Consider the following 25,228-nt stretch of genomic DNA (forward strand, 5'->3'; position numbering starts at 1 on the left):
CGACCATTGACCAGTTAGGCCTATGGGCGCGGCGCCCGGTCCGCGAGACCATGCTGGACATGACCTCCCCGCAGCCGCAGCCGAAGCTCACGCAGGTCGTCGCGACCGCGCTCTCCAAGCCGACCGCGCACGACCGTCAGCGCGAGCTGGTCCGCGCTTCCCTGCTCTGCCGCTAGCCTCCGCCGCACGATGGGTGCGGACGAGCTCGTAGCGCTGTCGTTCTCGGCGAGTTGGGAGGACCGGATCCGCGCCGCCGAAGGGCTCGCCGCGCTTGGCCCCGAGGCCGGCCACGACGACCGCCTCCGCGCGCTCCTGAACGACCCGGACAACACGGCGCCGCCGGAGGCCGCCGCGGTTGCGCTCCTCAAGCGCGAGGACCAGTGGGGCGTCGACCTCGTTTTGGAGATGCTCGGCAGCAACCCGGACGACAACTACGTCGACAAGCTGCTGTTCCTGGTCGGGCGGCACTTCACGTGGGAGAACGCCGGCGGGATCGGCCCGCTCGTCCAGCACCGGCTCAACAGCTCGGATGACGCGCTGCGGATCGGCGCCGAGGAGCTGCTCTCCGACCTGCCCTGGCCGCCGCTCCCGGGCTAGCGACCGATCCCCGGGATCTTGTCGGCCAGCTCGCCGAGCGGGCCGAGCTCGGCCCGGAGCGAGTCCAGCCGCTCGATCACGCCACGGATCAGCGGCTCGAGGTCATCGACGGAGTGCCGCACCGCGTGCATGTCCTCGTCGAGCGGCTCGATGCCCTTGCGGACCTCGCTGATCTCCTTGATCGGCGCGACGTCGCCGCGGAGCGCGTCCAGCTTGCCGCCGAGCGTCTCCACGCCCCGGCGCACCTGCGAGATCTCCTTGATCGGCGCGACCTCGACGCGCAGCGCCTCCAGGCCGTTGCGCATCGCGGTGATCTCCTCGCGCACGGCTTCGAGCTCGCCCTGCATCGCGTCCACGCGCTGCAGGACGGCGTGCTCGATCTCCGGCAGACGGCGGGCGGCGTCGGCGATTGCGCCGAGGTCGTCGAGGAGGCGGGCAATGATGGTGGGCGGAAAGAGGCTGCTCAGGTTCATCGCCCGAGTCCTCCCCACCCCGGCGCCGCGCTAGTCAGTCGGGGAGCGGCGTCGCGCCCGGGTACCGCGCCACGATCCGCGCCAGCACCTCACGGTCCGAGGAGCGCACGTCCCACGCGTCGCCGCGGATGGACTCGATCATGACCCACGGCGCGCCGTCGCCGAGGTCGCCCACGATCCGGCCGCCGATGAGCTGCGTCCCGTCGAGCAGTGGCCACAGCTCGTCCGCGGGCACGGTCGCCTCGCGTTCGGACAGCTCGTGGAGCCGCTTCGCGTGCTCGCACCCGGTCGCCTCCACCCAGCGGTCCAGCGTCCACGTCGCCCGGCGAGCGTCGTCGCCGAGGGCGTCGAGGAGGTCGATCGCGTCGACCTCGCGCGCCGAGATCGTCAGCCCCGGCGTCACCGCACGGTGCCGTCCTGGCCGTACGGAATCGGCTCGAGGCCGACGAACTTCATCCGCCGGCGGGGATGACTCGGTAGGCGTCGAAGACGCTGTCGATCGCGCGGAGGCGGTTGATCGCCGCCTTCAGGGCCTGGGTGTCCCCCACTTCGATGACGAAGCGGTTGCGGGTCATCGGGTGCTGGACGAGGCAGCGGGCCTCGACGATGTTGATGCCGGCCTCGGCGAACGTGCGCGACAGGTCCTCGAGCAGGCGGTGGCGGTCCCAGGCGTCGACCTGGATCTCGACCTTGAAGCCCGTCTCGTTCTCGCCGTCCCAGGAGACCGGGACGAAGCGCTCGGGGTCCTTGCGCAGGGCGGCGACGTTCGGGCAGTCGTCGCGGTGGATCGTGATGCCGCGGCCGAGCGAGACGTAGCCGACGATCGGGTCGCCGCTCACGGGGCGACAGCACTTGGCCAGGCGGAGCGGGACGTCCGCCACGCCCTCGACCTGGATGCCGAACTTGGCCGCGTTACCGTCCGGGCGGCGCAGCGCGGGCGCCTTGCGGCGATCCAGCAGCAGGTCCTCGCCGGCCGTGGGTTCCTCGACGCCCGCCTCGCCCTGCTTGAGGCGCTGCAGGACCTTGTTGACGACGACCTTCGGCGAGATCTTCGCGCCGCCGAGGGCGATGTAGAAGTCGTCGGCCTTGCGGAAGCCGAGCTCACGGATGACGTCGGCGAGCAGCGGCGAGCCGGTGAGCTTCTGCGCGGGCAGGCCCGCCTTGTTCAGGTGCTCCTGCAGCAGCTCGCGGCCGGTGTGCTCGGAGTCGTCGCGCGACTCGGCCTTGAACCAGGCCTTGATCTTGTTGCGGGCGCGGGTGGTCTTGACCAGCGCGAGCCAGTCGCGCGACGGGCCGCGCTCACGCTTGGACGTGAGGATCTCGACGATGTCGCCGCTCTGCAGCTCGTAGTGCAGCGGGACGATCTTGCCGTTCACGCGCGCGCCGACGCAGCGGTGGCCGACGTCCGTGTGGATCTCGTAGGCGAAGTCCAGCGGCGTGGCGCCGATCGCGAGCGACTTGACCTCGCCCTTGGGCGTGAAGACGAAGACCTCGTCCTCGATCAGCTCACCGCGGAGCTGGTCGGTGAACTCGGTCGGGTCGTCCGGGTCGCCCTGCCAGTCCAGCAGCGACTTCAGCCACTTGAGCTTCTGGTCGGTGGCGTCGATCCGGCCGTTGGTGTTCTCCTTGTAGCGCCAGTGCGCGGCGACGCCGTACTCGGCCGTCTCGTGCATGTCGCTCGTGCGGATCTGGATCTCCAGCGGGCGGCCCTCAGGCCCGATCACCGTCGTGTGGAGCGCCTGGTACATGTTGAACTTCGGCATCGCCACCATGTCCTTGAAGCGGCCCGGAAGGGGCTTCCACAGGGAATGGATGACGCCGACGGCGCCGTAGCAGTCCTTGACGGAGTCCACGATGACGCGCATCGCCGTCAGGTCGTAGATCTCGTTGAACTCGCGACCCTTGCGGGTCATCTTGTTGTAGATCGAGTAGAAGTGCTTCGCGCGGCCTGAGATCTCGGACTGGATGCCGAGCGCCTCGAGCTCCTTCGCCAGGTAGCCGCCGGCGCGCGCGACGTAGCGCTCGCGCTCCTCGCGCTGCTGGTTGACCAGGCCCTTGATCTCCTGGTACTTGCGCGGATGGAGCGTCGCGAACGCGAGGTCCTCGAGCTCCCACTTGATCGCGTGGATACCCAGGCGGTGCGCGAGCGGCGCGTAGATCTCGAGGGTCTCCTTGGCCTTCTCGATCTGCTTCTGCTTGGGCATCGCGCCGAGCGTGCGCATGTTGTGCAGGCGGTCGGCGAGCTTGATCAGGATGACCCGGATGTCCGTGGCCATCGCGACCATCATCTTGCGGTAGTTCTCGGCCTGCGCCTCGTCGCGCGACTGGAACGTGATGCCGGTGAGCTTGGTGACGCCGTCGACGAGCGCGGCGACCTCCTCGCCGAACTGCTCGCGGACCTCGTCCAGGCTCGCGGACGTGTCCTCGACCGTGTCGTGCAGGAGCGCGGCGCACAGCGTCTCGGTGTCCAGCCGCATGCCCGCGCAGATGCGCGCGACGCCGACCGGATGCGTGACGAACTCCTCGCCGGACTGGCGGCGCTGGTCGGCGTGGTGCTCGCACGCGAACAGGAACGCGGCCAGCACCCGCTGGCGATCGACCGGCGCGGCGACCTCGTCGGCGTGCTCGGAGATGATCGCGAACAGGTCCTGCAGCAGCTCGTGCTCGAGCGCGGTCAGGTCGTCCGGGATGTCGACGGCGCCGTCGTCCGCGCAGTGGGCGAGGTCGACCGGCTTGTGCGGAGCGATCGCGACCACGGCCCCGTCCCCGTTCTGGGTCAGGGGACTGGCGCCGTCGATCGAGGCTTCCTCGGTCAGGCCGCTTGTCGCCTCATGTTCGCGCTGGTCAGAAATCGTCTGCCGTCCTCGAGCCGTCGCTGGTAGGCCACGTAGGCGGCCGATCGCTCGAGCGCGGTGCGCTCGGGGTTCTCGGCTGCTTCGAGGCCTGGCCCTTCACGATCGAGGTTGACGAGCCCCAGCTCGGTGAGGACCCGCACCAGGCGCCCCGCGAGTGCGGCGCTCCGTGGTTGCGGCCCCTCGCCCCGAAGCAGCTGCTCGACCGCCTCACCGCCGCTCGCCCTGCCTGCGCGCAAGGCGCGGTACACGGCGGTCAGCGGGTCGCGGAGGGCGAAGTCCCATTCGTGTATTCGTAGAGCAAAGTCTAGTTCAGGCGTACCCCACGCCAGGTGGGTCCATCCCTCACCGGTGTGGACCGTCGGTCGAGTCGGCGGATCGACCGCCACCACGTGGACGAACGGCTCGGCCAGCTCGGGCGCATCTTCGAGAGCGCACCAGGAGGTCAGGGCGAAGCCGCCGACCCGCTCCGACAGCGCGCGGGCCCGCGCCGGAGCGTGCGCGGCGACGGCCAGCACGGGCTCGCCGGAAGCGACGAGATCGCCCAGCAGGCCGGCGATTCCGGTGCCGCGCAGGTCACGCGTGAGCCGTACCCCGCCGACGTGGGCCGGCGCGGCGAGATCGGCGTGGGCGCGCGCGACGCCGCCGCGCGTCTCCGCGCCACTCCACGCGTCGAGGTCGCGGTCCAGCTCGCGCCGCCAGCCCGCGTGGAACTCGCCCTCGCCGACCACGTCGATCGCGCCGGGGGCGCAGCGCTGGGCGCGCCGGAGCACGAGCTTGGGCGAGACGGCGCCGTTCCAGCGGTCGATCTCCAGGCGGACGGCGGCATCCGCGGGCTCGTCGGGCTTCACCGGCAACGTCCCGCCGTTGCCGAACGCGACGCAGCGCGACTTCGCGCCGCCCGCGCTGAGCGTGAAGCGCACGTGGCGGCCTTCGCTCATCGGCTCGGGGTCGATCAGGTGCGCGGACGGGACGAGCAGCGAGACGCCCGGGTTGCCCATGCCGAACGGCGCGAGCTCCTGCAGCTCCTCAGCGAGGTCCAGCGAAAGCGCGTCGCCTTGGGCGACGGCGTCGATCCGCACCTCCGGGCGCAGATCCTCCTCCGTCAGCATCTCGTTCGCGTAGGCGAGGAAGCTGGCGCGGAACGCGTCGACCTCGTCGCGATGGATCGTCAGGCCCGCGGCGGCCTTGTGCCCGCCATGGCGCAACAGGTGACGCGCGCTCGCGTTCAGGCCGCCGAGCAGGTCGAAGCGCGGGATCGAACGCCCGGAGCCCGAGCCCTCGTCCCCTTCGAGCGCGATCAGCACCGCGGGCCGGTGGTGGCGTTCGGCGATCCGCGAGGCGACGATGCCGATGACGCCCGGATGCCAGCCGTCGGCGGCGAGCACGAGGGCGTTGCCCGCGGGGTGCTCGGCCACGAGGGCCTCGGCCTCGAAGCGGATGCGGGTCTCGACGTCGCGGCGCTCGCTGTTGACGGCGTCCAGCTCGGCGGCCACGGCGCGGGCGCGCTCCCGGTCGTCCGTGAGCAGGAGCTCCAGGCCGGCGTCGGCGCGGTACAGGCGGCCGGCGGCGTTCAGGCGCGGGCCGAGGCGAAAGCCGATCGCGCTCTCGTCCAGCCCGCTCGGGTCCACACGGGCGACCTCCATCAGCGCGCGCAGGCCGACCTTGCGCGTACCGGCGATCGCCTTCAGGCCTTCACGCACCAGCCGGCGGTTCTCACCCTGGAGCGGGACGACGTCGGCGACCGTGGCCAGCGCGACCAGATCCAGGTCCTCGTCGCACAGCGCCGGGTCCTCCCCGATCGCCGCGACCAGCGCCTGCGCGAGCTTGTACGCGACGCCGGCGGCGCACAGCTCCGGGCACGGGTAGCCGTTGAGCCGCGGGTGCACGATCGGCGCATCCGGCAGCGCACCGTCCGCGCGCGGCGAGTGGTGGTCGGTGACGATGACGTCCATCCCGAGCGCCTTGGCCGCCGCGACCTCCTCGACCGCCGTGACCGCGCAGTCGACCGTGATCAGCAGGTTCGTGCCGCGCCCCGCGAGCCGCTCGACCGTGGCGGCCGCGAGCCCGTAGCCGTCGTCGATCCGCGACGGCAGGTACCAGTCCACGCGCGCCCCGATCGTGCGCAGCGCGCGCACGAGGATCGCGGTCGAGCAGACGCCGTCCACGTCGTAGTCGCCGTGCACGGTGATCTGCGACCCGCGCTGCACGTGATCGAGGATCCGCTCGGCCACCTGCGCGAGCCCGGGCCACTCCTCCAGCCCGTGCCGCACGCCCGCGGCCAGGAACGCCCGCGCGGCCTCGGGCTCCCCCAGCCCGCGCCGCACCAGCACCTGCGCGAGCACATGCGAGCAGCTGAGCTCCGCGGACAGCCGTGAGGCCGCCGCGAACGCATAGGGAGAGACCGACATCCGCGCGTCCACGATGCCCACACGCTAGGTCCGCCCCAGGACGGAACGCCGGTCCCCCTTTATCTTGGGGGTCATGGACGACGGGGCGATCGCCGCGCTGCGGGACCTGTACAGCGACTTGGAGATCGACGGGCAGGTCCTGGACCTGTGCGGCGGCGGGCAGGCGCACTTCGAGGTGCCGCCGGACTCGCTCGTCGTGTTCGACGGCGAGGACAAGGCCGAGCTGCCGTACGGTGACGCCGAGTTCGACGACGTGGTCTGCCTGCTCGCCGGTGTCAAGCAGCCGAAGGAGACGCTGGTCGAGGTGGCGCGCGTGCTCAAGCCCGGCGGGCACTTCGTGTGCTCGTTCGTCGGCGGGGCCGACGACGCCGGGCGCGTGCGCAAGCTGCGCAAGTACTTCGACGGCTCACCCGCCTTCGCGGGCGCCGAGAGTGACCTGCGGACGTCGCTGACGGGCAGCGGCGACCGGCTGTGGGCCGTCTGGGCTACCAGACGGCCCTAACCAGAGATCAGTGGCTTCCGAAGTGCGCGGGGGTGCCGCCGGCCTCGCGGATCTGCCGCAGGCCGAGCCACCAGATGAAGCCCATGCCGGCGAGCGCGCCCGGGATGGCCTCGAAGCCGGTGAGCAGGTTCGTGTCGTCCTCGCTCGGGATGCCGAGGTTGATCAGCAGCCCGAAGACGATCGAGCCGACCAGGGCGCCGCAGAACGCGCCCACGATCCCGCCCCAGAAGTTGTCCGGCAGGAAGACGGTGAAGTGCCAGAGGGCCAGGCCCACCATGGTCCAGATGAGCAGAGCCATCAGCGCGGCCTCCCGTGACGCTTGTTGCGGGGCTTTCGGTCCTTGGCATCGCCGCCGTCATCCGACGGCGTGTCCGGTGTGTCCGGCGTCGATGACGACGGGGTCTCAGGCGGCGTGGTCGTGCCGTTGCCCGTCGCACGGGCGCGGGCACGGCGGCCACCGGCGGGCCGGCCACTCGCGGCGGTCGCCGCGGCGGCGGGCTGACGCGAGGTCGCCTCGTCGATCCCGAGGTCCTTGACCATCTCCTGGAACTCGGTCGCCGAGACCTCCTGGCCGGGGGGAGCCGACACGCTGCGGCGCTTGCGCTCCTTGGGCTGGACGTCGATCGGGCCGCCCTGGTCGGCGACCGCGTACGCGGGCACCCGGCCGAGCCGCTCGAGGATCCGCGCGTGGCGGGCACGGAAGCCCGGCTCGCGCTCCTTCCAGTGCTGGAGCACCGGCGTGGCGATGAAGATCGACGAGTACGTGCCCGACGCGATGCCGACGAAGAGCGCGAACGCGAAGTCGCGCAGCGTCTCGCCGCCGAACAGCATCAGCGCGAGGACCGGCAGCAGCGTGCAGAAGGACGTCGCCAGCGAGCGGACGATGACCTCCGACAGCGAGCGGTTGACGATCTGGGAGAACGCCGCGCTCGGCATGCGAGGCACGTTCTCTCTGATTCGGTCCATCACGATGATCGTGTCGTACAAGGAGTAACCCAAGACGGTCAAGAGCGCCGCGACCGTCGACGTCGTCACCTCCCGGCCGACGAGGGCGTAGACGCCCGCCACGATCAGGATGTCGTGCAACACCGCGATCAGGACCGGCACGGTGAACTTCGGCTCGAAGCGCAACGCGAGGTAGACCGTGATGACGAGCAGCGACGCGATGATCGCGATCAGCGCGGAGTTCGCGACCGACTCACCGAAGCTCGGGCCGATCGACTCCACGCTCGGTTGCGTGTCCGCCGGGAAGCCGTAGGCCTCCTCGAGGCGGTTGTTCGCCTCGCCGACGCGGCTCGGGCCGAGCTCCTCGGTGGAGATCTGGACGACGTGGTCGCCGAGACCGCTGCCGCTGAGCGTCTGGATCTTGGCGTCCGCCAAGCCCATCGGACCGAGCGTGTCACGCACCTGCTCGACGGTTGCCGCCCGCTCCAGCGACGCGGTGATCCGCGTACCGCCGTCGAAGTCGATGCCGAAGTTGATCCCCTTGCCCGACATGGCGAGCGCGCAGATCAGCAGGATGAGGCCGGACGCGGAGAAGAACCACTTCGCCTTGCCCATGTAGTCGATCTGGAACTTGTGCTTCTGCTCACCGGCGCCGAGCGCGGCCTTGGAGGCCAGCAGGCGCGTGTTGCGCAGCGAGTACAGGATCGCCTGCGTCGCCAGCACCGCGGTGAGCAGCGACAGGATGACGCCGAGACCGAGGGTGAAGGCGAAGCCCTGGACGCCCGAGGTCGCGAGGATGAAGAGGATGAACGCGACGAGGAACGTGACGATGTTCGCGTCGATGATCGCCGTCAGGCCCTTGCGGTAGCCCGTGACGATCGCCGTGCCGACCGATCTTCCGGCCCGCACCTCCTCTTTGACGCGTTCGAAGATGACGATGTTCGCGTCTGCGGCGACGCCGAGCGTCAGCACGAGGCCGGCGATGCCCGGCAGCGTCAGCGTGATCGGGATCAGCTTGACGACCGCGTAGAAGTACAGCGCGTAGATGAGCATCGCGATCGTCGCGATGACGCCCAGCACGCGGTAGAAGATGATCAGGAAGAGGGCGACGATGATGAAGCCCGCGATGCCGGCCTTCAGGCCCTGGTCCAGCGCCTGCTTACCCAGGGTCGCGGAGACCTGCGAGCGCGACACCTCGGTGAGCTTGAGCGGCAGGGCGCCGATCTTGAGGACCGTCGCGAGGTCCTGCGCGGACTTGATCGTGAACGAGCCGGAGATCTGCGCGCCCGTCGAGCCGTCGATGCCGTCCGAGTTCTCGCGCCAGTTGATGTACGGCGCGGAGACGAGCTCGTTGTCGAGGGCGATCGCGAAGTGCTGCGAGGTCTGGAGCGGATCGCCGCCGAGGGCGTTGTCCGCACCGCGCTGCGCGACGCGACGGGTGATGGCCTGGAACGCCTTGCGCCCCTGGTCGGTGAAGTTGAACGTGACGATCGGCTCGTTGCCGATCGACTGGTCGAACGACTGCTCCGGGTCCTTGATGTCCGTGCCGGAGAGGCCGGGACGATCCTGCAGGACCCACCAGCGGTCGGGGTCCGGATCGTCGGGCTCGGCCTTCTGCTCACGCAGGACGAGGACGCCGGCCGGGACCTCGAGGAACTCGGCCTTCGCCTTCTCGGCGGCGGTCAGCGAATCCTCGGCGTCCTTGCGCGACCCGAAGGTCTGCGCCGCGGTCGGGTTCGTGCCGAACGGCTTCTTCGTCACCTTGTCGAAGACGTACCAGCGCGGCTCGGCGGCCGCCTGCGAGGTGCCACCGGGCGAGTCGTCGGCGAGCGGGTCAAGACCCTTGCCGACGCCGACGGCCGTGCACTTGGACGCCTGCTCGACGGCCGTGCGGAGACCGCTGATCGGCTGACGCTGGTTGGCGTTCTGGTCCGGGTCGGTCTTGCAATCCTCGTCAAGGAGGTTCGCTTCCCAGTCGTAGAAGTACAACTGGGCGGTGGAGCCGACCTGGTCGGCGGCGGCTTCGGCGTCCTCGACGCCCGGCAGGTTGACCTCGATCTGGTCATTGCCGGACTGGAAGAGCTCCGCTTCGGAGACACCGAACTCGTTGACACGCTGCTGCATGAGGTCCAGCGAGCGCTGCATGGCATCGGGTGTGATCGGCTGCTGAGCCGTCGCCTCCGCCTTGTAGACAAGCTGCACTCCGCCCTGGAGATCCAGGCCGAGAACCGTTGGCTTTGTAGCCACAACAGCGATCGAGCCGCCGATGAGGGCAGCCACGAGTAGCAGGACGAATAGGGATCGACGACGTTCAGACATGCGAAATCACGCGATGAGGGTACTCAGACCTCGGCATAGAGCCGATTGGCGGGACGGATAGGTTTTCTGGCGCTACCTGGACGGCGTCAGGACGAGCAGGAGACCACCGTCATCATCGTAGGCCGGAAAGAGATCGGCCACAGCCTTCGCGGGCAGATCCCCCTCGGCGTTGACGATGACAGGCTTTCCGAGACGGCGTACTCCCCACTCCAGGGCCGTCCCGACATGATCCTCGCCTCCATCGAAGTCGAGACCGAGGACATCCTTCACCGGGCGCCCGATGACCTTCTCGTCGGAGAGGCCGGTCAGCTCGCGAGAGCCACGGCCACAGCCGATGATCCGGCCCTCCTTGTCACAGACGAAGAAGGCGGCGTTGGGCGCCGGGTAATAGTCGTCCAGCAGCTCGAACAGGAAGCCGAAACCGCACTTCGAGCACCCTTTGGGCACGTTGCGGAACCCGGACGTACGCTCGTTCGCGGTCGTCCGGTTGCCGCAGTTCGGGCAGATGAACAGATGAGCCATCAGAATCGTGAGGGTAGTCCCCGGCTTAAACGGACGCTATGGGCCGTTCGGCTAGAAGAGCCCGGCGGGGTCTGAAGGCGGCTCCAGACCGAGGTGGCGGAAGGCGTGCGGCGTGGCGCAGCGACCCCTCGGCGTACGCAGGATGAACCCGCGCTGGAGCAGGTACGGCTCGTAGACGTCCTCGACGGTGTCCTGCTCCTCGTGCACGGCGACCGCGAGGGTGGACAGACCAACTGGTCCGCCTCCGAACCGATCGCAGATCACGGTGAGGATCTCGCGGTCCAGCCGATCGAGGCCTTCGTCGTCCACGCCCATGGCGTCCAGCGCCGCGTACGCGGTGGTCGCGTCCACGGTGCCGTTGCCGTGCACCTGCGCGAAGTCGCGCACGCGCTTGAGCAGCCGGTTGGCCACGCGCGGGGTGCCGCGCGAGCGCTCGGCGACCGCGCGGGCACCGTCCATGTGCACGGCGACGCCGAGCACGTGGGCGCTGCGGGCGACGATCGCGGCCAGCTCGTCCGGGCTGTAGAGGTCCAGCCGGTGCTGGATGCCGAAGCGGTCGCGCAACGGCGTCGAGAGCAGGCCGGCGCGCGTCGTGGCGCCGATCAGCGTGAACGGCGGGATCGGCAGCGTGACGACCTTGGCCCCTGCGCCGACGCCGAACGTGATCGGCAGCTCGCCGTCTTCCATCGCCGGATAGAAGGTCTCCTCCACCGCCCGTGGCAGCCGGTGGATCTCGTCGACGAAGAAGACGCTGCGCGGCTCCAGGTCGGTGAGGAAGGCGGCGATGTCGCCCTTGCGCTCGAGCGCCGGGCCGGCGGTCTGCACGAACGGGACCTCGAGCTCCTCGGCGATGATCCGGGCGAGGCTCGTCTTCCCCAGGCCGGGCGGGCCGGCCAGCAGGACGTGGTCCAGCGCCTCCCCGCGGGCGGCCGCGGCCTTGATCGAGACGTCGAGCTGGGCCTTCAGCGCGGGCTGGCCGACGAACTCGTCCAGCCGCCGTGGCCGCAGCGACTGCTCCGCGTCGTCGTCCTCCCGGACGCGCGGCGTCTGGATCCGCTCCAGGTCGGCGCCGGGGGTGCGGATCATCGGCGCGACACCTTCAGGGCGTGGGTGATGAGGGCCTCGGGCGTGTCACCCGCGGCGCCGTCCAGCAGCTTCTCGATCTCCGGCGGGGCGAAGCCGAGCCCGAGCAGGCCGTTGCGGGCCTGGACGCGTGGGTCGTCCGAGCCGAGGGTGCTCCCGGAGATCGGGTCCTGGACGTCCGGGATCTTCGTCTTGAGCTCGACGATGATCCGCTCGGCGGTGCGCTTGCCGATCCCCGGCACGGCCACCAGCCGCGCGGTGTCCGACGCCGCGACCGCGGCCAGCAGCTCCCGCGGCGGGCCGCCGCTCAGCACCGCCAGCGCCATCTTCGGGCCGACGCCCTGGACGCCGATCAGCAGCAGGAAGAGATCCCGCTCCTCCTCGGTGGCGAAGCCCATGAGCGTGAGCGCGTCCTCGCGCACGATCAGGTGCGTGAAGAGCGTCACCGGTTCGCCGATCCGCGGCACGTGGCTGAGCGTCTCGGCCGAGACGCCGAGCCGGTAGCCAACGCCCCCGCAGGAGACGACGACGTGGTCGCCGCGGCGGACCGCGACCTCACCCGAGACGAGCGCGATCATGCCGTCACCCGTTCCATCGCGGCCTGCAGCGACGCTCCGTTGGCGTGGCAGATGGCCACGGCGAGCGCGTCGGCCGCATGGTCGGGCGTGGGCAGCTCCGGCAGCGAGAGGAGTGTCTGGACCATCCGCTGCACTTGCTCCTTCCCGGCCCGGCCGGAGCCGGTGACCGCGGTCTTGACCTGCTGAGGGGTGTAGGACGAGCAGCGGATCGCCCGCTGGCCGGCGGCGAGGATGACGACGCCGCGCGCCTGGCCGACGGCGAACGCCGACCGCGCGTTGGAGCCGAAGTACAGATCCTCGACCGCGACCGCTTCCGGGTTGTACTCGTCGATGAGCTCGCACACCCGCTGGTGGATGTGCGCGAGCCGCAGCCCCGCGTCCGTGCCCGCGCGCGTCTCGATCACGCCGCCGTCGAGCGCGACGACACGGCCGCGCTGATGCGCGACTACGCCGTAGCCGGTGTTGGCGACACCGGGGTCGATCCCGAGGACGATCACGTGCACCCGCCTCATTCTGCGGAGGGGGTCGGACGTCCTTCTATTTCGGCAGCGAGCTTCCTGCGAACCCGAAGAACCAGATCGCGAAGGCGACGAGCGCCACCCCCACCGAGACGATCATCACGGTGTCGAGCACGCCGCCGCGGCGGCTGGAGGTCCGCTCGGCCCGCATCGACCGCAGCCAGGCGCCGCGGTGGCGCTCCTGCGCGCGGCCCGTGAGCCGGCCGTGCAGCCGGTCGAGCCAGCCGAGGAACTTGCCCACGATCGCCATCCCGACCGGCAGCCCGAGGATGATCAGCAGGTACGGTCCGGCGCTCGGGTTCGACGAGTCCGCGAGCTGCGAGGCGACGTAGATCAGCCCCAGCGGGACGCCGATCCACATCACCACGGAGCCGACCGCCATCAGCAGCACGAGCGCCATCGCGGCCGGTGAGTAGGGCGAGCGCAGCATCGTCGGCCTCATGTTCCCGGAAACTCTGGGCACAATCGTCACATGTACCGTGAGCTCGCTCCCCCGGACGACGTGGCCGAATCGGTCGCGTGCGTGTGGGAGAGCGTCTCGAGCGGCGGCGTGATCCTGCCGGACGGCTGCGTGGACCTCGTCTGGGGCGGTGAGGGGCTCAAGATCGCCGGTCCCGCCACGCGCGCGGCGCTCGGTGGCGTGCCCGCCGGGAACGCCGTGTTCGGCGTGCGGTTCCGGCTCGGCGCGGCGGGCGCGGGGCTCGGGATTCCGGCCGCCGAGGTCGCCGATCTCAGCGTCGACGCCGAAGAAGTCCTGGGCCGTGGCGTGTCAGAGCGCGTCGCCGACGGTGGCCTGCCCGCGCTGCTCGCGCTGGTCCGCGAACGGCTGCAGCCCGTCGACCCGATCACCCGCGCCGCCGCGCTCGCGATGGCCCGCCCGGACACGCGCGTGGCGGAGCTGGGCGCGACGCTCGGCCTGAGCGAGCGCCAGCTGCGGCGCCGCTTCCTCGACGCGGTCGGGTACGGCCCGAAGACGCTCGCGCGGGTGCTCCGCTTCCAGCGCTTCCTCACGCTCGCCGCGGCGGGGCGCGACGAGGCGCGCGGTGGCGCTGCGCCGCGAACGTCCAGCCGGCGGCCGCCCGCCGATCTCGCACGGCTGGCGCTCGACGCGGGCTACGCCGACCAGGCGCACCTCACGCGCGAGGCGCGGCGGCTGTCCGGCCGCACGCCGGCGGAGCTGATCGCGAGCGGCGCGGGGCCGGCGGGCGAACGTGTCCGTTCCGTTCAAGCCGTCGGCGCGCCGGGCGCGTACCGTCCGGCGGGATGATCGACCGAGCAGAGGCGTACATCTGGAAGACGGCGCGCGTGCTGGAGCAGCGGCGCTTCGAGGTCCTGTTCAAGGACGGGGATCCCGAGGCCGTGAAGGCCGCCCTGGAGCCGTACAAGACCGCGGACGGCGGCTACGGCTACGCGCTGGAGCCCGACGGGCGCGGCCCCACGAGTCAGCCCCCGCACATCTGGACCGCGCTGGAGGCGCTGGAGGACGTCGGCGCGACCGATCCGCGCGTGCCCGACCACCTGCAGACGATCACCGCGCCCGACGGCGGCGTGCCGGTCGCGACCGTGGCGATGAACGATTGGCCAGTCGCGCCGTGGTGGGCGATCGGCACCGAAGGGTCGCTCCTGGCCACCGCGCTGCTGTACGCGCCGCTCTCCACGCACGTCCAGCATCCGTGGCTCGACGGGGCCGAGGCGTTCCTGTGGAAGACCGTCGACGGGATCGAGAAGACGCACCCGTACGAGGTCGAGGCCGCGATCACGTTCCTGGACGCCGCGCGTGACCGGCCGCGCGCGGAGGCGGCGGCGCAGCGGCTCGGGCAGCTCGTCCGCGAGCAGAACCTCGTGGGCGTGCAGCCCGAGGGCTACTCGGTCGGAGAGATCCACCACCCGCACGACTTCGCGAAGTCCGCGGACAGCCTCGCCCGCGCGTGGTTCACGGACGCGGAGCTCGAGGCCTCGCTCGACCACCTCGCCTCGCGTCAGAACGACGAGGGCGGCTGGGACATCACGTGGTCCGTGTGGACCCCCGCGATCAAGATCGAGTGGAGCGGGCTGGTGACGATCGCAGCGCTCAAGACGCTGCGATCGTACGGGCGCGTCTAGCCCGCAGACCAGCGGGAGCATCGCCCTCTGGGCGATACTCCCAGGCTAAGCGAGCCCGCAGGGCGAGGCTTAGCCCGCGATTTTCTCGAGGACGTCGGCGGCGACGTCGAAGTTCGCGTGGATCTCGTCGGTGTCGTCGAGATCCTCGAGGGTGTCGATCAGCTTCATCAGCTTGGTCGCGCCCTCTTCGTCCAGCGGCACCTGCACCGTCGGGCGGTACATGATCGAGAACTCCGTCAGCTCGATCCCGGCCTCGGTCAGCGCGGAGCGGACCGCGGTGAGGTCGGACGGCTCGCACAGGACCTCGAAGACGTCCTCGTCGAGCACGATGTCCTCGGCGCCGGCGTCCACCGCCGGCATCAGGTCGTCCTCGGAGTAGCGCTCGCCGTCGACGAGCACGACGCCCTTCTTGTCGAACAGGTACGCGACCGAGCCGGGCTCGCCGAGGCTGCCGCCGTGCTTGCCGAACGCGTGGCGGACCTCCGCGCTGGTGCGGTTGCGGTTGTCCGTGAGCGCTTCGACGAGGAGCGCCACGCCGCCGGGGCCGTAGCCCTCGTACATGACGTGGTCGTAGGACTCCGTGTCCGCGCCCGCGCCGGTGCCCTTCGCGATCGCGCGCTCGATGTTGTCCTTCGGCATCGAGGCGGCCTTCGCCTTCTGCACGGCCAGGCCGAGGGCGGGGTTCCCCTCGACGTCACCGCCGCCTTCCTTCGCCGCGACGGTGATCGCCCGCGCGAGCTTCGTGAAGAGCTTGCCGCGACGCGAGTCGACGATCGCCTTCTTGTGCTTGATTCCCGCCCACTTGGAATGACCGGCCATGGGCGGGGATTCTAGAAGAGCGCAGAAACTCCGACACGCGTCGAAATCCCCTGCGTCATCAGGGTCGACACGCCGGTGACCCAGGGGCTGAAGCCCGCCTCGCATAGACCGCACCGGCGGCCCTAGACGACAAGGAAGTGCTCCCCATGCCGGCTGCCCCTGCCGGTCGCGTCCCGCTGCCTGCCGGCGGCGGGATCGATCGCCCCTGCTCCAGCACACGCCGTGGCTTTGTCTTCGGCGGTGGTGCCCTGCTCGCCTCGATGCTGATCCCCGGCGCGCGCGCCCCGCGGGCGGCCGCCGCCGCGAACGCGCTCGATGGCGCCGCCTACTGGGCGTTCGCGGACCGCATGCAGGACACGCTCGACGGCTACTGGCGGGACGGGCTGTACCGGCCGGAGCGGTCGATGGTCAACGCGACGATGCTCCTCACGCACAGCGCCGCCGCGGTCGCCGGGCACACCGGCGCCGCGCGGCGCGACGACCGCGTGCGTGAGCTCGTCGACCGTCTGTGCACCGGGCCGGCGTGGGTGAAGAGCCCGTCGACCGGCTCGCAGGGCCACATGCCCGGCTGGCGTGACGGGATGACCGGCGGCGGCATCCAGCACCTCGTGGTGGACACCGAGATCGTCTGGGGCCTCCTGCACGCGTGGCGCGCGCGGGAAGTCCTCGGCCTCGACGGCGACCTGATCGCCGACCGCATCGTCAGCACCGCCAGCGGCCAGTTCTGGCGCTGGCCGGCGCTCCGGCTCAACCAGGCGAACTGGTACGTGCGCATGTACGCGGCGGCCGCGGAGGTCGGCGGCGACAAGGGCAGCTTCCACGACCAGATCCTCAAGCAGCTGCGCCGCTTCGTCGACGGCGCCAAGCAGCCGATGAGCGGCGCGACGATCTCCAACCTCGGCCCCAGCTACCGCTTCCACTACCTCCCGGGCAGCACCGAGAACCACAAGTACAACCTCGACAGCGCCGAGTACGCGAACATCGTCTGCGGCATGCTCGTCGCTTACGAGCAGGCCCGCAAGGCCGGGATGCCGGCGCTCGACTCCACCCGCACCGCCGTCATCCGCAACTGGTGCGAGCGCGTCCTCTGCGGCTACTGGACGCACGCCGGCTACCTGAACTGGGACACCGGCCTCGGCTTCAAGCGCTGGCACCAGGGCAAGAAGCTCGGCCTCTCCCAGGGCGCCCTGCTCGGCATCGCCGCCTGCGACGAGCTCTCCGACCACGGCGCGTGGGCCAAGCACATGCTCGACCGCTCCTTCGAGCTCTTCGGCCGCTGGACCGACCGCGCCAAGGGCCTCCCGCCCGCGAACGCGTTCGGCGTGCCGTCGATCGACGACAACGAGTCCTCCGCCCTCCTCGCCGCCGCCCGCGTGCAGGCCAACGCGGCCCAGGCCGCCCTGCTCGGCCTCGGCGCGATGGGCGCGGAGGAGCCGCCGCCGTTGTACGCCTACGACCCCGACGTCGGACGCCTGGCCGTGACGACGCCGTCCTACAACACGGCGATCGTGGCCGTGAACCGCGGCGCGTTCCCGTACGGCGGGCTCGAGCTCTCGCGGCTCTTCGACGGCCAGCAGGACGTCGCGGGCGGCGTGGGTGGCCGGCCGCCGGCGTCCTTCGGCGTCGTCGTGAGGGACGCCGGCGGGAAGATCGTCCACGCGTCCCAGCGGGCGGTCGACCGGGACAAGCCCCTGCAGCTGCTGGCGCCGCACGACACCAAGCCGCCCTACGCCGGCGCGTTCTCCACCCTCCGCGTGCGCGGGAAGGTCACGCGCGGCTCGATCGCGATCGAGACGACCCACACGTTCCGGGCGACGTACATCGAGACGTCCTGGAACGTGGACGGGGCCGACGGGAAGACGATCGAGGTGCTGTTCCCGTCTTGGGGGAAGGGGGCGCGGGTGTGGGCCGTGAACGCGGCCGGTGAGCGGTCGACCGTACGCGGGTCCGTGTCGCTGGAGGGCGTGGACTACTTCCACGTCGAGAGTGAGTTGTCGGGCTACGTGGTGGTGATTCGCAGCGGGGCGGCGAACGCGAGCGCCGCGGCCAAGGCGGTGGCTTCGCAGTCGTCGGCTCCGGACCCCGGGCCCACGTTGACCGTGCGGGCTAAGGGGTCGTCGGTGACGGCGCGTGTGGCGCCCGTGCGGTCGGTGGACGAAGCGCGAGCTGTAGCGGGCCGCCTGGTGTAGCCGAGCGTTCGTGGTCGCTTTGGTCCGCTCCCCGTCCGGGCGACCAAGGTCGCGCACGACCGCGCTCCGAACAAAGGGGGTGTGGTCACAAACTCCCGCATAGCGGGAGTTTCCGACCGCACCCCCTCTCCGCGCCCGTTCGTCGACCGGAAACCGATCGCGCCGAGCCCAGGCGGCACGGCCGAGGGACGATCTTCGATGCCCGTAACTTGACGGTAGGCCTGCACGGCGCTTCTAGGGAACACCGCGCGGAGCCCGAGCGGGCGCTGAGCCCGGGCGCGCGGTCGGCACCCGGGCTCCCTTCCCCCTCGATGGCCGTTGTTCGCCGGCTTACTCCACGGGGACCGGGGACGCCGTCTCCGTAGGCGTCGCCACGGCCGTCTCCGTCGGCACCGCCGTAGCGACGACAGTCGGCACCACCGTCGGAGCAACCGTCGGCGTCTCGACCGGGGTCGCAACCGGAGTCGCCACCACCGTCGGAACCGGCGTCGCCACACTCGGCACAGGCCGCGCGAGCCCCTTCGGCGGCGCCTGCCGCGGCTTGTACGCCTCCCGCGCGATGTTCGCCAGAGCGTCCCGCCGCGCCTTCGAGCCGGGCGGCGAGAGATGGAACTTCTTCGCGCGGGCGAAGAACGCCTGCTGCTCTTCCGGCGTCGGGTTCGTGCGCATGAACGCCTTGACGGCGTGCAGGTAGAGCTTGCGGTCGTCGAAGCGGTGCGAGCGGGGCGTCGCCGGGACGCGGCGGGCCTTGCGCTTCGGCGTCGCCTTCTTGGTCGTGGCCGTCACGGCCGAGCGGGTGGCCACGGCGGTCGGCGTGGAATCCACGACAACCGCCTTCCCCGGCTCGGAGCGCTTGGGCTTGTGGGCGGCGCGCGGTCGGTCCGCGGCGTCCAGGTCAGCCGGGGTGACCATGGCGAGCTGCGGCTCCTCGCTCGCGTGGTGCTTGACCACGGGCACGGTGACGGCGCTGCCGCCGAGGACGAGCGCGCAGCACGTGCCGACCGCGACCTTCTGGACGGTGGCCACGCTGCCGCCGCCGATGAGCTGGGCGAGAACGCCCCACGGGCTCCAGCCCGCCAGCCGGCGCAGGCGCGAGGGACGCTCGCGCAGCAGCGCCTGGTGCGCGCGGCAACCGGCGCAGCTCCACAGGTGCCGACGGGCGATCTCGCTCGCACGCACGCCGCCGTCGGCCGCCATTTCCAAGGCGTCCCGCACTGAGACGCAAGAGGTCTCGCGCGCCTCCGCGGTCTGGCGCAGGTTCGCGCGGGCCCGGGCGAGGAGCGAGCGAGTGGTGTCGACGGTCGTGTCCAGCCGGACGGCGACCTCCTCGTGCGAGAGCCCGTCCAGCGCGCTCATCACGAGCACGGACTTCTGGCGGTCCGGCAGGCGGTGGATGTCCCCGAGCAGCTCGCGCGCCTCCGTGCGGTCCACGAGCACCTCGGGCAGCTGGCCCGACGCGGACGGGAGCGTCTCCAGCTCGACGTCGCCGGCGGCCGCGCGCACCTTCGCGCGGCGCAGCTCGTCGAGCGAGGCGTTGCGGACGAGCCGCAGCAGCCACGCGCGCGTGTCGATCGGGACGACGCCGCCGCGCAGCGCCGTGTCGGCCCGCAGGTAGACGTCCTGCACGACGTCGTCGGGGTCATGACCGGACCCGCGCAGGAGCCGCCCGGCGTGCCGCCGCAGCACGGGGCGATGACGCTCGAACTCAGTGGCGAACGTGTCCTCGTGGGTGAGCAGGGGATCCTCCTGGGAAAACTCGGGCGGGCGGGTGGTCGACTCGGGAGACGCACCGGTCCGGTTGACGTGTCGCCTGTTCTTATTGGTTTCTTCGCGTCGTGTGACGGGGGTTATCCGTACGCTCCCCGCGGTGTGGACCGAACTACGTACGGCACGGGCCGCGGCCTATGAACGCGCCCGGCCCGAGATCCTCGAGCACGTCCCGCCGACCGCACGGCGCGTGCTCGATCTCGGCTGCGCCACCGGTACCACCGGGGAAGCGCTCAAGGCCCGGCAGGAAGTCGAGGTCACGGGCATCGAGATCGAGCCCGAGTACGCGCGCGAGGCCGAGACCCGGCTGGACCGCGTGCTCTGCGCCGACGCGGCGTCCGTCCCCGAGGACCTCGAAGGCCCGTTCGACGCGCTGATCGCCGCCGACATCCTCGAGCACCTCGTCGACCCGTGGACGACGCTGAAGGCCTACGCGGCGCTGCTGGAGCCGGGCGCGGCCGTCGTGATCAGCCTCCCGAACGTCAACCACTGGAGCACGTTCGCCTATCTCGCCCGCGGCCGCTGGCCCCGCAAGCCCGAGGGGATCTTCGACGCCACCCACCTGCGCTGGTTCACCCGCGCGGACGCGCTCGACCTGCTCGACCATGCCGGCCTGAAGCCCCACACCGTCGTCCGCCGCCGCTGGCTGCTCACGCGCGGCTCCCGCCTGGACCGGCTCGCTCCGCCGCTGCCGCTGTTTACGTTCCAGCACGTGATCGCCGCCACCAAGCCCGCATGAGCTACGACCTGCACGGGTTCCGGGTCCCGCCCGGCGTGACCGTCGAGGAGTACTACGAGGACGAGGCGCGCGAGGAGGAGCTCATCGCCGACGACCGGCCGCCGACCGCGGTTGAGCGCGCGGAGATGGAGCGCCTGGCCGCGGCGGTGCTCGCCCACGACCCGACCCTCGAGCGCTTCGACGGCAAGGACCACATCGAGCTCACCAGCAAGGACGCGATCCAGGTCTCGCTGTTCAAGCAGGAGGCCGGGATCACGGTCCCCTACTGGTACGAGGGCGACAAGGCCCACGACGTCCTGATCGAGATGTACGAGCTCGCGGAGCTGATCACGCGCGAGAGCGGCCTGAGCTTCTACGACCCGCAGAGCGGCGAGGAGGTCAGCGGCCCAAGCGCCACGGACGCGTACGCCTCCGGGGTCCAGGCGACCCAGGCGATCGCCGCCAAGTACGCGGCCGACCCGCCGCCCGCCCCGCCGAAGAAGCGCGGATGGCTCTCTAAGCTCACGCGCCGTGACTGATCTCTCCCGCATCTTCAAGGCCTACGACGTCCGCGGCATCTATGGCGAGGACTTCAACGGCGACACGGCGGAAGCGATCGGCCGCGGCCTCGCGCGGGCGCTGTCGGACCTGTCGGGCAAGCCGGCGAGCGAGCTGAAGGTCGGCCTCGGCCGGGACATGCGGCTGTCGGCGCCCGAGATGGCCGCGGGCTACCGCAAGGGCCTGATGGCCGAGGGCGCGCACGTCGTCGACGCCGGGATGGTCGGCACGGAGATGCTCTATTGGCTCGTCGGCAGCCGGGAGCTCGACGGCGGCCTGATGTGCACCGCGAGCCACAACCCGAAGGCCTACACGGGCGCGAAGATGGTCGAGAAGGGCTCCGTCGCCCTGTCCGGCGACCGCGGCCTGGCCGAAGTGCAGGCGCACATCGAGAACGGCCTCGGCGAGGCGCCGGGCGGCGGCTCGTTCGAGGAGGTCGATCTCTACGCCGACTTCCACAAGGTCGCGCTCGAAGTCATCGACACCAGCGTGATCAAGCCGCTGAAGGTCGTCGTGGACGGCGGCAACGGCATGGCGGGCCCGATGGTCGGCCCGATCCTCAACCAGCTCCCGGTCGAGGTCATCGAGACCTACTGGACCCCGGACGGCAACTTCCCGGACCACGAGCCGAACCCGCTCCTGCCCGAGAACCGCGAGTTCATCATCAAGAAGGTGCTGGAGACCGGCGCCGACCTCGGGATCGCGTGGGACGGCGACGCCGACCGCTGCTTCTTCATCGACGGCGAGGGCGAGTTCGTCCCCGGCGACTTCTTGACCGCGCTGCTGGCCGCGTCCGTGCTGGAGAAGGTCCCGGGCGCCGACATCCTCTACGACGTGCGCGCCTCCCGCGCGGTGCCGGACACCGTCGAGCAGCTCGGCGGCCGCGCGCTGATCAACCGCGTCGGCCACGCCTTCTTCAAGACCCGCATGCGCGACGAGGGCGGCGAGTTCGGCGGCGAGGTCTCCGGCCACTACTACTTCAAGGCCTTCTACAACGCGGACTCCGGCACGATCCCCGCGCTGCTGATCCTCGAGCTGCTGTCCAAGCGCGAGACGACGCTGGCCGAGCTGCTGCGCGAGTACCGCTCCACGTACTTCATCAGCGGCGAGATCAACTCGACCGTCGAGGACCAGCAGGCCAAGATGGACGAGATCAAGGCGCTGCACTCGGGCGCCACGATCACCGAGCTCGACGGCATCAGCATCGACTACGACGACTGGCACTTCAACGTGCGCCCCTCCAACACCGAGCCGCTCCTGCGCCTCAACCTCGAGAGCCTCGTCTCCCAAGAGGACATGGAGGCCAAGCGCGACGAGATGCTGGCCTTGATCCGCGCGTGATCCACCGCGTCTCCATCCCCACGCCGTTCCGGGTTGGAGACGTCAACGCGTACTTGATCGAGGACGATCCGCTCACGCTCGTCGACGTCGGCCCGGGCTCCGCGCGCTCGCTCGTCGCGCTCGAGGCCGGGCTTGCCGCGCTGGGCCGCAGCGTCGAGGAGCTCGAGCGGATCGTGATCACCCACCAGCACGCCGACCATCTCGGGCTGGTGGACATCGTCGCCGACCGCTCCGGCGCGGCGGTGTGCGCGCTCGACGAGCTCGTGCCGATCCTGGAGGACTGGTCCGGCTACGCGGAGCGCAACGACCGCTTCGCGCAGAGGCTGCTGCGGCGCCACGGGCTGCCCGAGGTGGTCGTCATCACGCTCGGCGCGGTCACCCGCGGCTACCGGGCGTGGGGCGCGGGAGCGGCGGTGAGTGAGGTCCTGCGCGACGGTGGCGAGCTGGCGTTCGCCGGTCGCAGCTTCACCGCCTACCACCGGCCGGGCCACTCCCCCACCGACACGATCTTCTTTGACGAGCGCGGCGGCGACCTGATCGCCGGCGACCACCTGCTGCGCCAGATCTCGTCCAACCCGCTCGTGTCGCTCTCGCCGACGGGCGACCCCGAGGACGAGCGCCCGCACGCGCTCGCGACGTACATGGCGTCGATGCGGGCCACGCGCGAGCTGCCCGCCGGCACGGTCTTCCCCGGCCACGGCGACCCGTTCACCGACCACGCCGCGCTGATCGACGAGCGCTTCGCGATGCACGAGCGGCGGGCGCAGAAGTTCGCGGCGTTGATCGCCTCCGCCCCACGCACCGCGCACGAGATCGCAGTCGAGACCTGGGGCCAGACCGCGCTCACCCAGGCGCTGCTGACGATCAGCGAGGTGCTCGGCCATGTCGACCTGCTGATCGAGCGCGGTGACGTGATCGAAACCGACCACGACGGCGTCGTTCGCTTCACTACGACGTAAGTTGGACGAACTCGAAGTCACCCTCGTCGCTCTGCTGCTCGGGATCACGATCCTGTCGGCCGCGGCGCGCACCATCAACGTGCCGTACCCGATCGTGCTCGTGCTCGGCGGCGCGGCGCTGAGCTTCTTCCCGGGCCTGTCGGAGATCAAGCTCGACCCGGACCTGGTGCTGCTGCTGTTCCTGCCGCCGCTGCTCTACACCGGCGCGTTCTTCGCGAACCTGCGGGAGCTGCGGACCGCGATCAGACCGATCTCGCTGCTCGCGATCGGGCTCGTGCTGGTGACGATGGTCGCCGTCGCGGTCGTCGCGCACGAGCTGGTCGACGGCATGTCGTGGCCGGCCGCCTTCGTGCTGGGCGCGATCGTCGGCCCGACCGATCCGGTGGCCGCGACCGCGATCGCGCGCCGGCTCGGCGTGCCCCGGCGCATGGTGTCCGTGCTCGAAGGCGAGGCGCTGGTCAACGACGCGACCGCGCTCGTCGCCTACCGGATCGCGATCACCGCGGCCACGAGCGCCGTCGCCTTCAGCCTGCTCGACGCCACCTGGGACTTCCTGTGGAAGGCCGCGGGCGGGATCGCGGTCGGCCTGGTCGTCGGGTTCATTGTCGCGTTCGTGCGGCGGCGGTTGAACGACCCGCTGATCGAGAACACGATCGGCCTGCTCAGCCCGTACGCGGCCTACGTGCCCGCTGAGCTGCTGCACGTGTCCGCCGTGCTCGCCGCGGTCACGGTCGGGTGCTACGTGGGCTGGATGGCGCCGCAGATCGCCGGCCCGGCGACCCGCCTGATGGGCTTCGGCATGTGGGAGCTGCTGCAGTTCCTGCTCAACGCGTTCCTGTTCATCCTGATCGGGCTGCAGCTGCCCGCGGTGCTGGAAGCGCTGGAGGGCACGTCGCCCGCGACGCTGATCGGGTGGGGGCTCGCGGTCAGCGCGGCCGTGATCGTCGCCCGGCTGGCGTGGCAGTGGTTCGTCGTCTATCCGATTCGCTGGCTGGCGGCGCTCCGGCTGCTCAAGACGAGCGGCCGGACGCGCTGGCAGGAGCGCACGATCGTCGGCTGGGCCGGCATGCGCGGCGCCGTCTCGCTCGCCGCCGCGCTCGCGCTTCCGGCGGACTTCCCGTCGCGCGACGAGATCCTCTTCCTCACGTTCGCGGTCATCTTCGCCACGCTCGTCCTGCAGGGGCTGACGCTCGCGCCGCTGATCCGGATGCTCGGCGTCGTCGACGACGGCACCGAGGAGGAGCGCGAGGAGCTCAAGGCGCGGCTCTACGCCACGCAGGCCGCGCTCGGACGGCTCGAGGAGCTCGGCAGCGAGGACTGGGCACGCGACGACACGCTCGAGCGCATGAAGAACATGTACGAGTACCGGCGCCGGCGCCTGAAGGCGCGCGCGGGCAAGATTGAGGACGAGGGCTTCGAGGACCGGTCCACGCAGTACCAGACCGTCGTGCGCGAGATCCTGGAGGCTCAGCGGCGGGAGATCGTGCGGCTACGCAACGAAGGCACGATCTCCAATGATGTGATGCACCGGCTCGAGCGGGAGCTCGACCTGGAGGACGAGCGCCTGGAGTTCAGGCCGGGCGAGCGAAGTCTGCCGGCTCAATGAGCCCGTGGCGCAGCGCGCCGATCATCGTCTCCACCTGCTGGGCCATGTGCTCGCGATCGAGCTTGGCCAGCGCGCGATGGATGAGGTCGGCCCGGCGGTCCAGCTCGACGTCGAAGCGCTCGGCGACGCGGTTGGTCACCGTGACCTCGCGCCAGACGTGGCATTCGCCGCACCGGAGCTGCATCCACCACGCCTCGGGCGTGACGGGCTCCCATTCGACGGGGTTGACGTAGTCCTTGCCGCAAGCGGCGCAGTGGTGGAGGTCGTCCTCGCTCGGGCGCGAGGGACGCTTAAGGGCGCGGGAGAGCCAGTTCGAGTCCGGGGAGTGCATCGCAATCTCAGTATCGGCAGGAGAAGGGGTCTTCTCC

At 70.9% G+C, this 25,228-nt stretch carries 24 protein-coding genes; 10 read left to right on the top strand and 14 right to left on the bottom strand.

Annotated features, from left to right (window positions below):
- The first annotated feature begins 189 nt into the window (after positions 1 to 189).
- Complete coding sequence (locus OJ997_RS18240) at positions 190 to 597, top strand: hypothetical protein (protein WP_270026623.1); 408 nt, start codon at positions 190 to 192, stop codon at positions 595 to 597.
- Here OJ997_RS18240 and OJ997_RS18245 read toward each other — a convergent pair.
- Genes OJ997_RS18245 through recJ form a run of 4 tightly spaced genes read right to left on the bottom strand, consistent with a single transcriptional unit; the run spans position 594 to position 6,333 of the window.
- Positions 594 to 1,070, bottom strand: a complete 477-nt coding sequence (locus OJ997_RS18245) for a DUF3450 domain-containing protein (protein WP_270026624.1) — start codon at positions 1,068 to 1,070, stop codon at positions 594 to 596. The two genes, OJ997_RS18240 and OJ997_RS18245, sit on opposite strands and share 4 nt — an antisense overlap.
- A 34-nt stretch (positions 1,071 to 1,104) precedes the next feature.
- Positions 1,105 to 1,473 (bottom strand): hypothetical protein, encoded by a 369-nt coding sequence (locus tag OJ997_RS18250; RefSeq protein ID WP_270026625.1) that lies wholly within the window; start codon positions 1,471 to 1,473, stop codon positions 1,105 to 1,107.
- 49 nt (positions 1,474 to 1,522) lie between these two features.
- A complete protein-coding gene (locus OJ997_RS18255; RefSeq protein ID WP_270026626.1) occupies positions 1,523 to 3,826 on the bottom strand; it encodes a RelA/SpoT family protein in 2,304 nt (767 codons plus the stop codon).
- A gap of 56 nt (positions 3,827 to 3,882) precedes the next feature.
- On the bottom strand, positions 3,883 to 6,333 hold the full coding sequence (recJ, locus tag OJ997_RS18260) for a single-stranded-DNA-specific exonuclease RecJ (RefSeq protein WP_270026627.1): 2,451 nt from the start codon (positions 6,331 to 6,333) through the stop codon (positions 3,883 to 3,885).
- Positions 6,334 to 6,406: 73 nt separating this feature from the next.
- On the opposite strand from recJ, the gene OJ997_RS18265 reads away from it, so the two are divergent.
- Entirely contained in the window at positions 6,407 to 6,835 is a 429-nt protein-coding gene (locus OJ997_RS18265) for a methyltransferase domain-containing protein (RefSeq protein WP_270026628.1), read from the top strand.
- Positions 6,836 to 6,842: 7 nt separating this feature from the next.
- Here the strand turns inward: OJ997_RS18265 and OJ997_RS18270 are convergent, their stop codons facing one another.
- The 7 genes from OJ997_RS18270 to OJ997_RS18300 all read right to left on the bottom strand — a co-directional run bounded on the left by OJ997_RS18270 (position 6,843) and on the right by OJ997_RS18300 (position 13,242).
- Positions 6,843 to 7,133, bottom strand: a complete 291-nt coding sequence (locus tag OJ997_RS18270) for a hypothetical protein (protein WP_270026629.1) — start codon at positions 7,131 to 7,133, stop codon at positions 6,843 to 6,845.
- Positions 7,133 to 10,099 carry a protein translocase subunit SecD gene (gene secD / locus OJ997_RS18275; RefSeq protein WP_270026630.1) on the bottom strand — a complete coding sequence of 989 codons (2,967 nt, stop codon included), beginning with the start codon at positions 10,097 to 10,099 and terminating at the stop codon, positions 7,133 to 7,135. Before secD ends, OJ997_RS18270 begins: the two co-directional genes overlap by 1 nt.
- Positions 10,100 to 10,171: 72 nt before the next feature.
- Positions 10,172 to 10,621 carry a PAS domain-containing protein gene (locus tag OJ997_RS18280; RefSeq protein WP_121256239.1) on the bottom strand — a complete coding sequence of 150 codons (450 nt, stop codon included), beginning with the start codon at positions 10,619 to 10,621 and terminating at the stop codon, positions 10,172 to 10,174.
- Between the two features lie 51 nt (positions 10,622 to 10,672).
- Positions 10,673 to 11,707, bottom strand: coding sequence for a Holliday junction branch migration DNA helicase RuvB (ruvB, locus tag OJ997_RS18285; protein WP_270026631.1), 1,035 nt, complete (start codon positions 11,705 to 11,707; stop codon positions 10,673 to 10,675).
- Positions 11,704 to 12,282: a Holliday junction branch migration protein RuvA gene (ruvA, locus tag OJ997_RS18290; protein ID WP_270026632.1), complete on the bottom strand. Its 579-nt coding sequence runs from the start codon at positions 12,280 to 12,282 to the stop codon at positions 11,704 to 11,706. Before ruvA ends, ruvB begins: the two co-directional genes overlap by 4 nt.
- Positions 12,279 to 12,794, bottom strand: a complete 516-nt coding sequence (gene ruvC, locus OJ997_RS18295; RefSeq protein ID WP_272599937.1) for a crossover junction endodeoxyribonuclease RuvC — start codon at positions 12,792 to 12,794, stop codon at positions 12,279 to 12,281. Before ruvC ends, ruvA begins: the two co-directional genes overlap by 4 nt.
- Positions 12,795 to 12,819: 25 nt before the next feature.
- Positions 12,820 to 13,242, bottom strand: coding sequence for a hypothetical protein (locus OJ997_RS18300; protein WP_270026634.1), 423 nt, complete (start codon positions 13,240 to 13,242; stop codon positions 12,820 to 12,822).
- Between the two features lie 30 nt (positions 13,243 to 13,272).
- Between OJ997_RS18300 and OJ997_RS18305 the strand changes: the two genes are divergently transcribed.
- Entirely contained in the window at positions 13,273 to 14,067 is a 795-nt protein-coding gene (locus tag OJ997_RS18305) for a helix-turn-helix domain-containing protein (RefSeq protein WP_270026635.1), read from the top strand.
- Positions 14,064 to 14,903 carry a hypothetical protein gene (locus tag OJ997_RS18310; RefSeq protein ID WP_270026636.1) on the top strand — a complete coding sequence of 280 codons (840 nt, stop codon included), beginning with the start codon at positions 14,064 to 14,066 and terminating at the stop codon, positions 14,901 to 14,903. Before OJ997_RS18305 ends, OJ997_RS18310 begins: the two co-directional genes overlap by 4 nt.
- Positions 14,904 to 14,972: 69 nt before the next feature.
- Here the strand turns inward: OJ997_RS18310 and OJ997_RS18315 are convergent, their stop codons facing one another.
- Positions 14,973 to 15,722 carry a YebC/PmpR family DNA-binding transcriptional regulator gene (locus OJ997_RS18315; RefSeq protein WP_270026637.1) on the bottom strand — a complete coding sequence of 250 codons (750 nt, stop codon included), beginning with the start codon at positions 15,720 to 15,722 and terminating at the stop codon, positions 14,973 to 14,975.
- Positions 15,723 to 15,868: 146 nt separating this feature from the next.
- Here OJ997_RS18315 and OJ997_RS18320 point away from each other — a divergent pair, with 146 nt between their 5' ends.
- Complete coding sequence (locus OJ997_RS18320; protein ID WP_270026638.1) at positions 15,869 to 17,911, top strand: hypothetical protein; 2,043 nt, start codon at positions 15,869 to 15,871, stop codon at positions 17,909 to 17,911.
- Positions 17,912 to 18,241: 330 nt separating this feature from the next.
- Here the strand turns inward: OJ997_RS18320 and OJ997_RS18325 are convergent, their stop codons facing one another.
- Positions 18,242 to 19,762, bottom strand: a complete 1,521-nt coding sequence (locus tag OJ997_RS18325) for an RNA polymerase sigma factor (RefSeq protein WP_308213577.1) — start codon at positions 19,760 to 19,762, stop codon at positions 18,242 to 18,244.
- A 16-nt stretch (positions 19,763 to 19,778) separates the two neighbouring features.
- Here OJ997_RS18325 and OJ997_RS18330 point away from each other — a divergent pair, with 16 nt between their 5' ends.
- The 5 genes from OJ997_RS18330 to OJ997_RS18350 are packed head-to-tail and all read left to right on the top strand — an operon-like array spanning position 19,779 to position 24,860.
- The gene (locus OJ997_RS18330) at positions 19,779 to 20,417 is read left to right on the top strand and encodes a class I SAM-dependent methyltransferase (protein ID WP_270026639.1); all 639 of its coding nucleotides are present in this window, start codon (positions 19,779 to 19,781) and stop codon (positions 20,415 to 20,417) included.
- Positions 20,414 to 20,935: a hypothetical protein gene (locus OJ997_RS18335; protein WP_270026640.1), complete on the top strand. Its 522-nt coding sequence runs from the start codon at positions 20,414 to 20,416 to the stop codon at positions 20,933 to 20,935. Before OJ997_RS18330 ends, OJ997_RS18335 begins: the two co-directional genes overlap by 4 nt.
- Positions 20,928 to 22,295, top strand: a complete 1,368-nt coding sequence (locus OJ997_RS18340) for a phosphomannomutase/phosphoglucomutase (RefSeq protein WP_270026641.1) — start codon at positions 20,928 to 20,930, stop codon at positions 22,293 to 22,295. The genes OJ997_RS18335 and OJ997_RS18340 overlap by 8 nt, the downstream gene beginning before the upstream one ends.
- Positions 22,292 to 23,254 (top strand): MBL fold metallo-hydrolase, encoded by a 963-nt coding sequence (locus tag OJ997_RS18345; protein ID WP_270026642.1) that lies wholly within the window; start codon positions 22,292 to 22,294, stop codon positions 23,252 to 23,254. Before OJ997_RS18340 ends, OJ997_RS18345 begins: the two co-directional genes overlap by 4 nt.
- Before the next feature lies 1 nt (position 23,255).
- Positions 23,256 to 24,860 (top strand): Na+/H+ antiporter, encoded by a 1,605-nt coding sequence (locus tag OJ997_RS18350; RefSeq protein WP_270026643.1) that lies wholly within the window; start codon positions 23,256 to 23,258, stop codon positions 24,858 to 24,860.
- Here OJ997_RS18350 and OJ997_RS18355 read toward each other — a convergent pair.
- Complete coding sequence (locus OJ997_RS18355; RefSeq protein WP_270026644.1) at positions 24,826 to 25,191, bottom strand: hypothetical protein; 366 nt, start codon at positions 25,189 to 25,191, stop codon at positions 24,826 to 24,828. The genes OJ997_RS18350 and OJ997_RS18355 overlap by 35 nt on opposite strands.
- Positions 25,192 to 25,228 lie beyond the last annotated feature (37 nt).

The sequence above is a fragment of the Solirubrobacter phytolaccae genome, from assembly GCF_027587195.1.
Lineage (GTDB): Bacteria > Actinomycetota > Thermoleophilia > Solirubrobacterales > Solirubrobacteraceae > Solirubrobacter > Solirubrobacter phytolaccae.

Excerpts from the sequence above, each read along its gene's own strand:
- OJ997_RS18245 (WP_270026624.1), bottom strand. The coding sequence starts at position 1,070 with ATGAACCTGAGCAGCCTCTTTCCGCCCACCATCATTGCCCGCCTCCTC.
- OJ997_RS18320 (WP_270026638.1), top strand. The coding sequence starts at position 15,869 with ATGCCGGCTGCCCCTGCCGGTCGCGTCCCGCTGCCTGCCGGCGGCGGG.
- ruvC (WP_272599937.1), bottom strand. The coding sequence starts at position 12,794 with ATGAGGCGGGTGCACGTGATCGTCCTCGGGATCGACCCCGGTGTCGCC.
- ruvA (WP_270026632.1), bottom strand. The coding sequence starts at position 12,282 with ATGATCGCGCTCGTCTCGGGTGAGGTCGCGGTCCGCCGCGGCGACCAC.
- OJ997_RS18270 (WP_270026629.1), bottom strand. The coding sequence starts at position 7,133 with ATGGCTCTGCTCATCTGGACCATGGTGGGCCTGGCCCTCTGGCACTTC.
- OJ997_RS18305 (WP_270026635.1), top strand. The coding sequence starts at position 13,273 with ATGTACCGTGAGCTCGCTCCCCCGGACGACGTGGCCGAATCGGTCGCG.
- OJ997_RS18300 (WP_270026634.1), bottom strand. The coding sequence starts at position 13,242 with ATGAGGCCGACGATGCTGCGCTCGCCCTACTCACCGGCCGCGATGGCG.
- OJ997_RS18280 (WP_121256239.1), bottom strand. The coding sequence starts at position 10,621 with ATGGCTCATCTGTTCATCTGCCCGAACTGCGGCAACCGGACGACCGCG.
- OJ997_RS18315 (WP_270026637.1), bottom strand. The coding sequence starts at position 15,722 with ATGGCCGGTCATTCCAAGTGGGCGGGAATCAAGCACAAGAAGGCGATC.
- OJ997_RS18355 (WP_270026644.1), bottom strand. The coding sequence starts at position 25,191 with ATGCACTCCCCGGACTCGAACTGGCTCTCCCGCGCCCTTAAGCGTCCC.
- OJ997_RS18240 (WP_270026623.1), top strand. The coding sequence starts at position 190 with ATGGGTGCGGACGAGCTCGTAGCGCTGTCGTTCTCGGCGAGTTGGGAG.
- secD (WP_270026630.1), bottom strand. The coding sequence starts at position 10,099 with ATGTCTGAACGTCGTCGATCCCTATTCGTCCTGCTACTCGTGGCTGCC.
- OJ997_RS18335 (WP_270026640.1), top strand. The coding sequence starts at position 20,414 with ATGAGCTACGACCTGCACGGGTTCCGGGTCCCGCCCGGCGTGACCGTC.
- ruvB (WP_270026631.1), bottom strand. The coding sequence starts at position 11,707 with ATGATCCGCACCCCCGGCGCCGACCTGGAGCGGATCCAGACGCCGCGC.
- OJ997_RS18265 (WP_270026628.1), top strand. The coding sequence starts at position 6,407 with ATGGACGACGGGGCGATCGCCGCGCTGCGGGACCTGTACAGCGACTTG.
- recJ (WP_270026627.1), bottom strand. The coding sequence starts at position 6,333 with ATGTCGGTCTCTCCCTATGCGTTCGCGGCGGCCTCACGGCTGTCCGCG.
- OJ997_RS18310 (WP_270026636.1), top strand. The coding sequence starts at position 14,064 with ATGATCGACCGAGCAGAGGCGTACATCTGGAAGACGGCGCGCGTGCTG.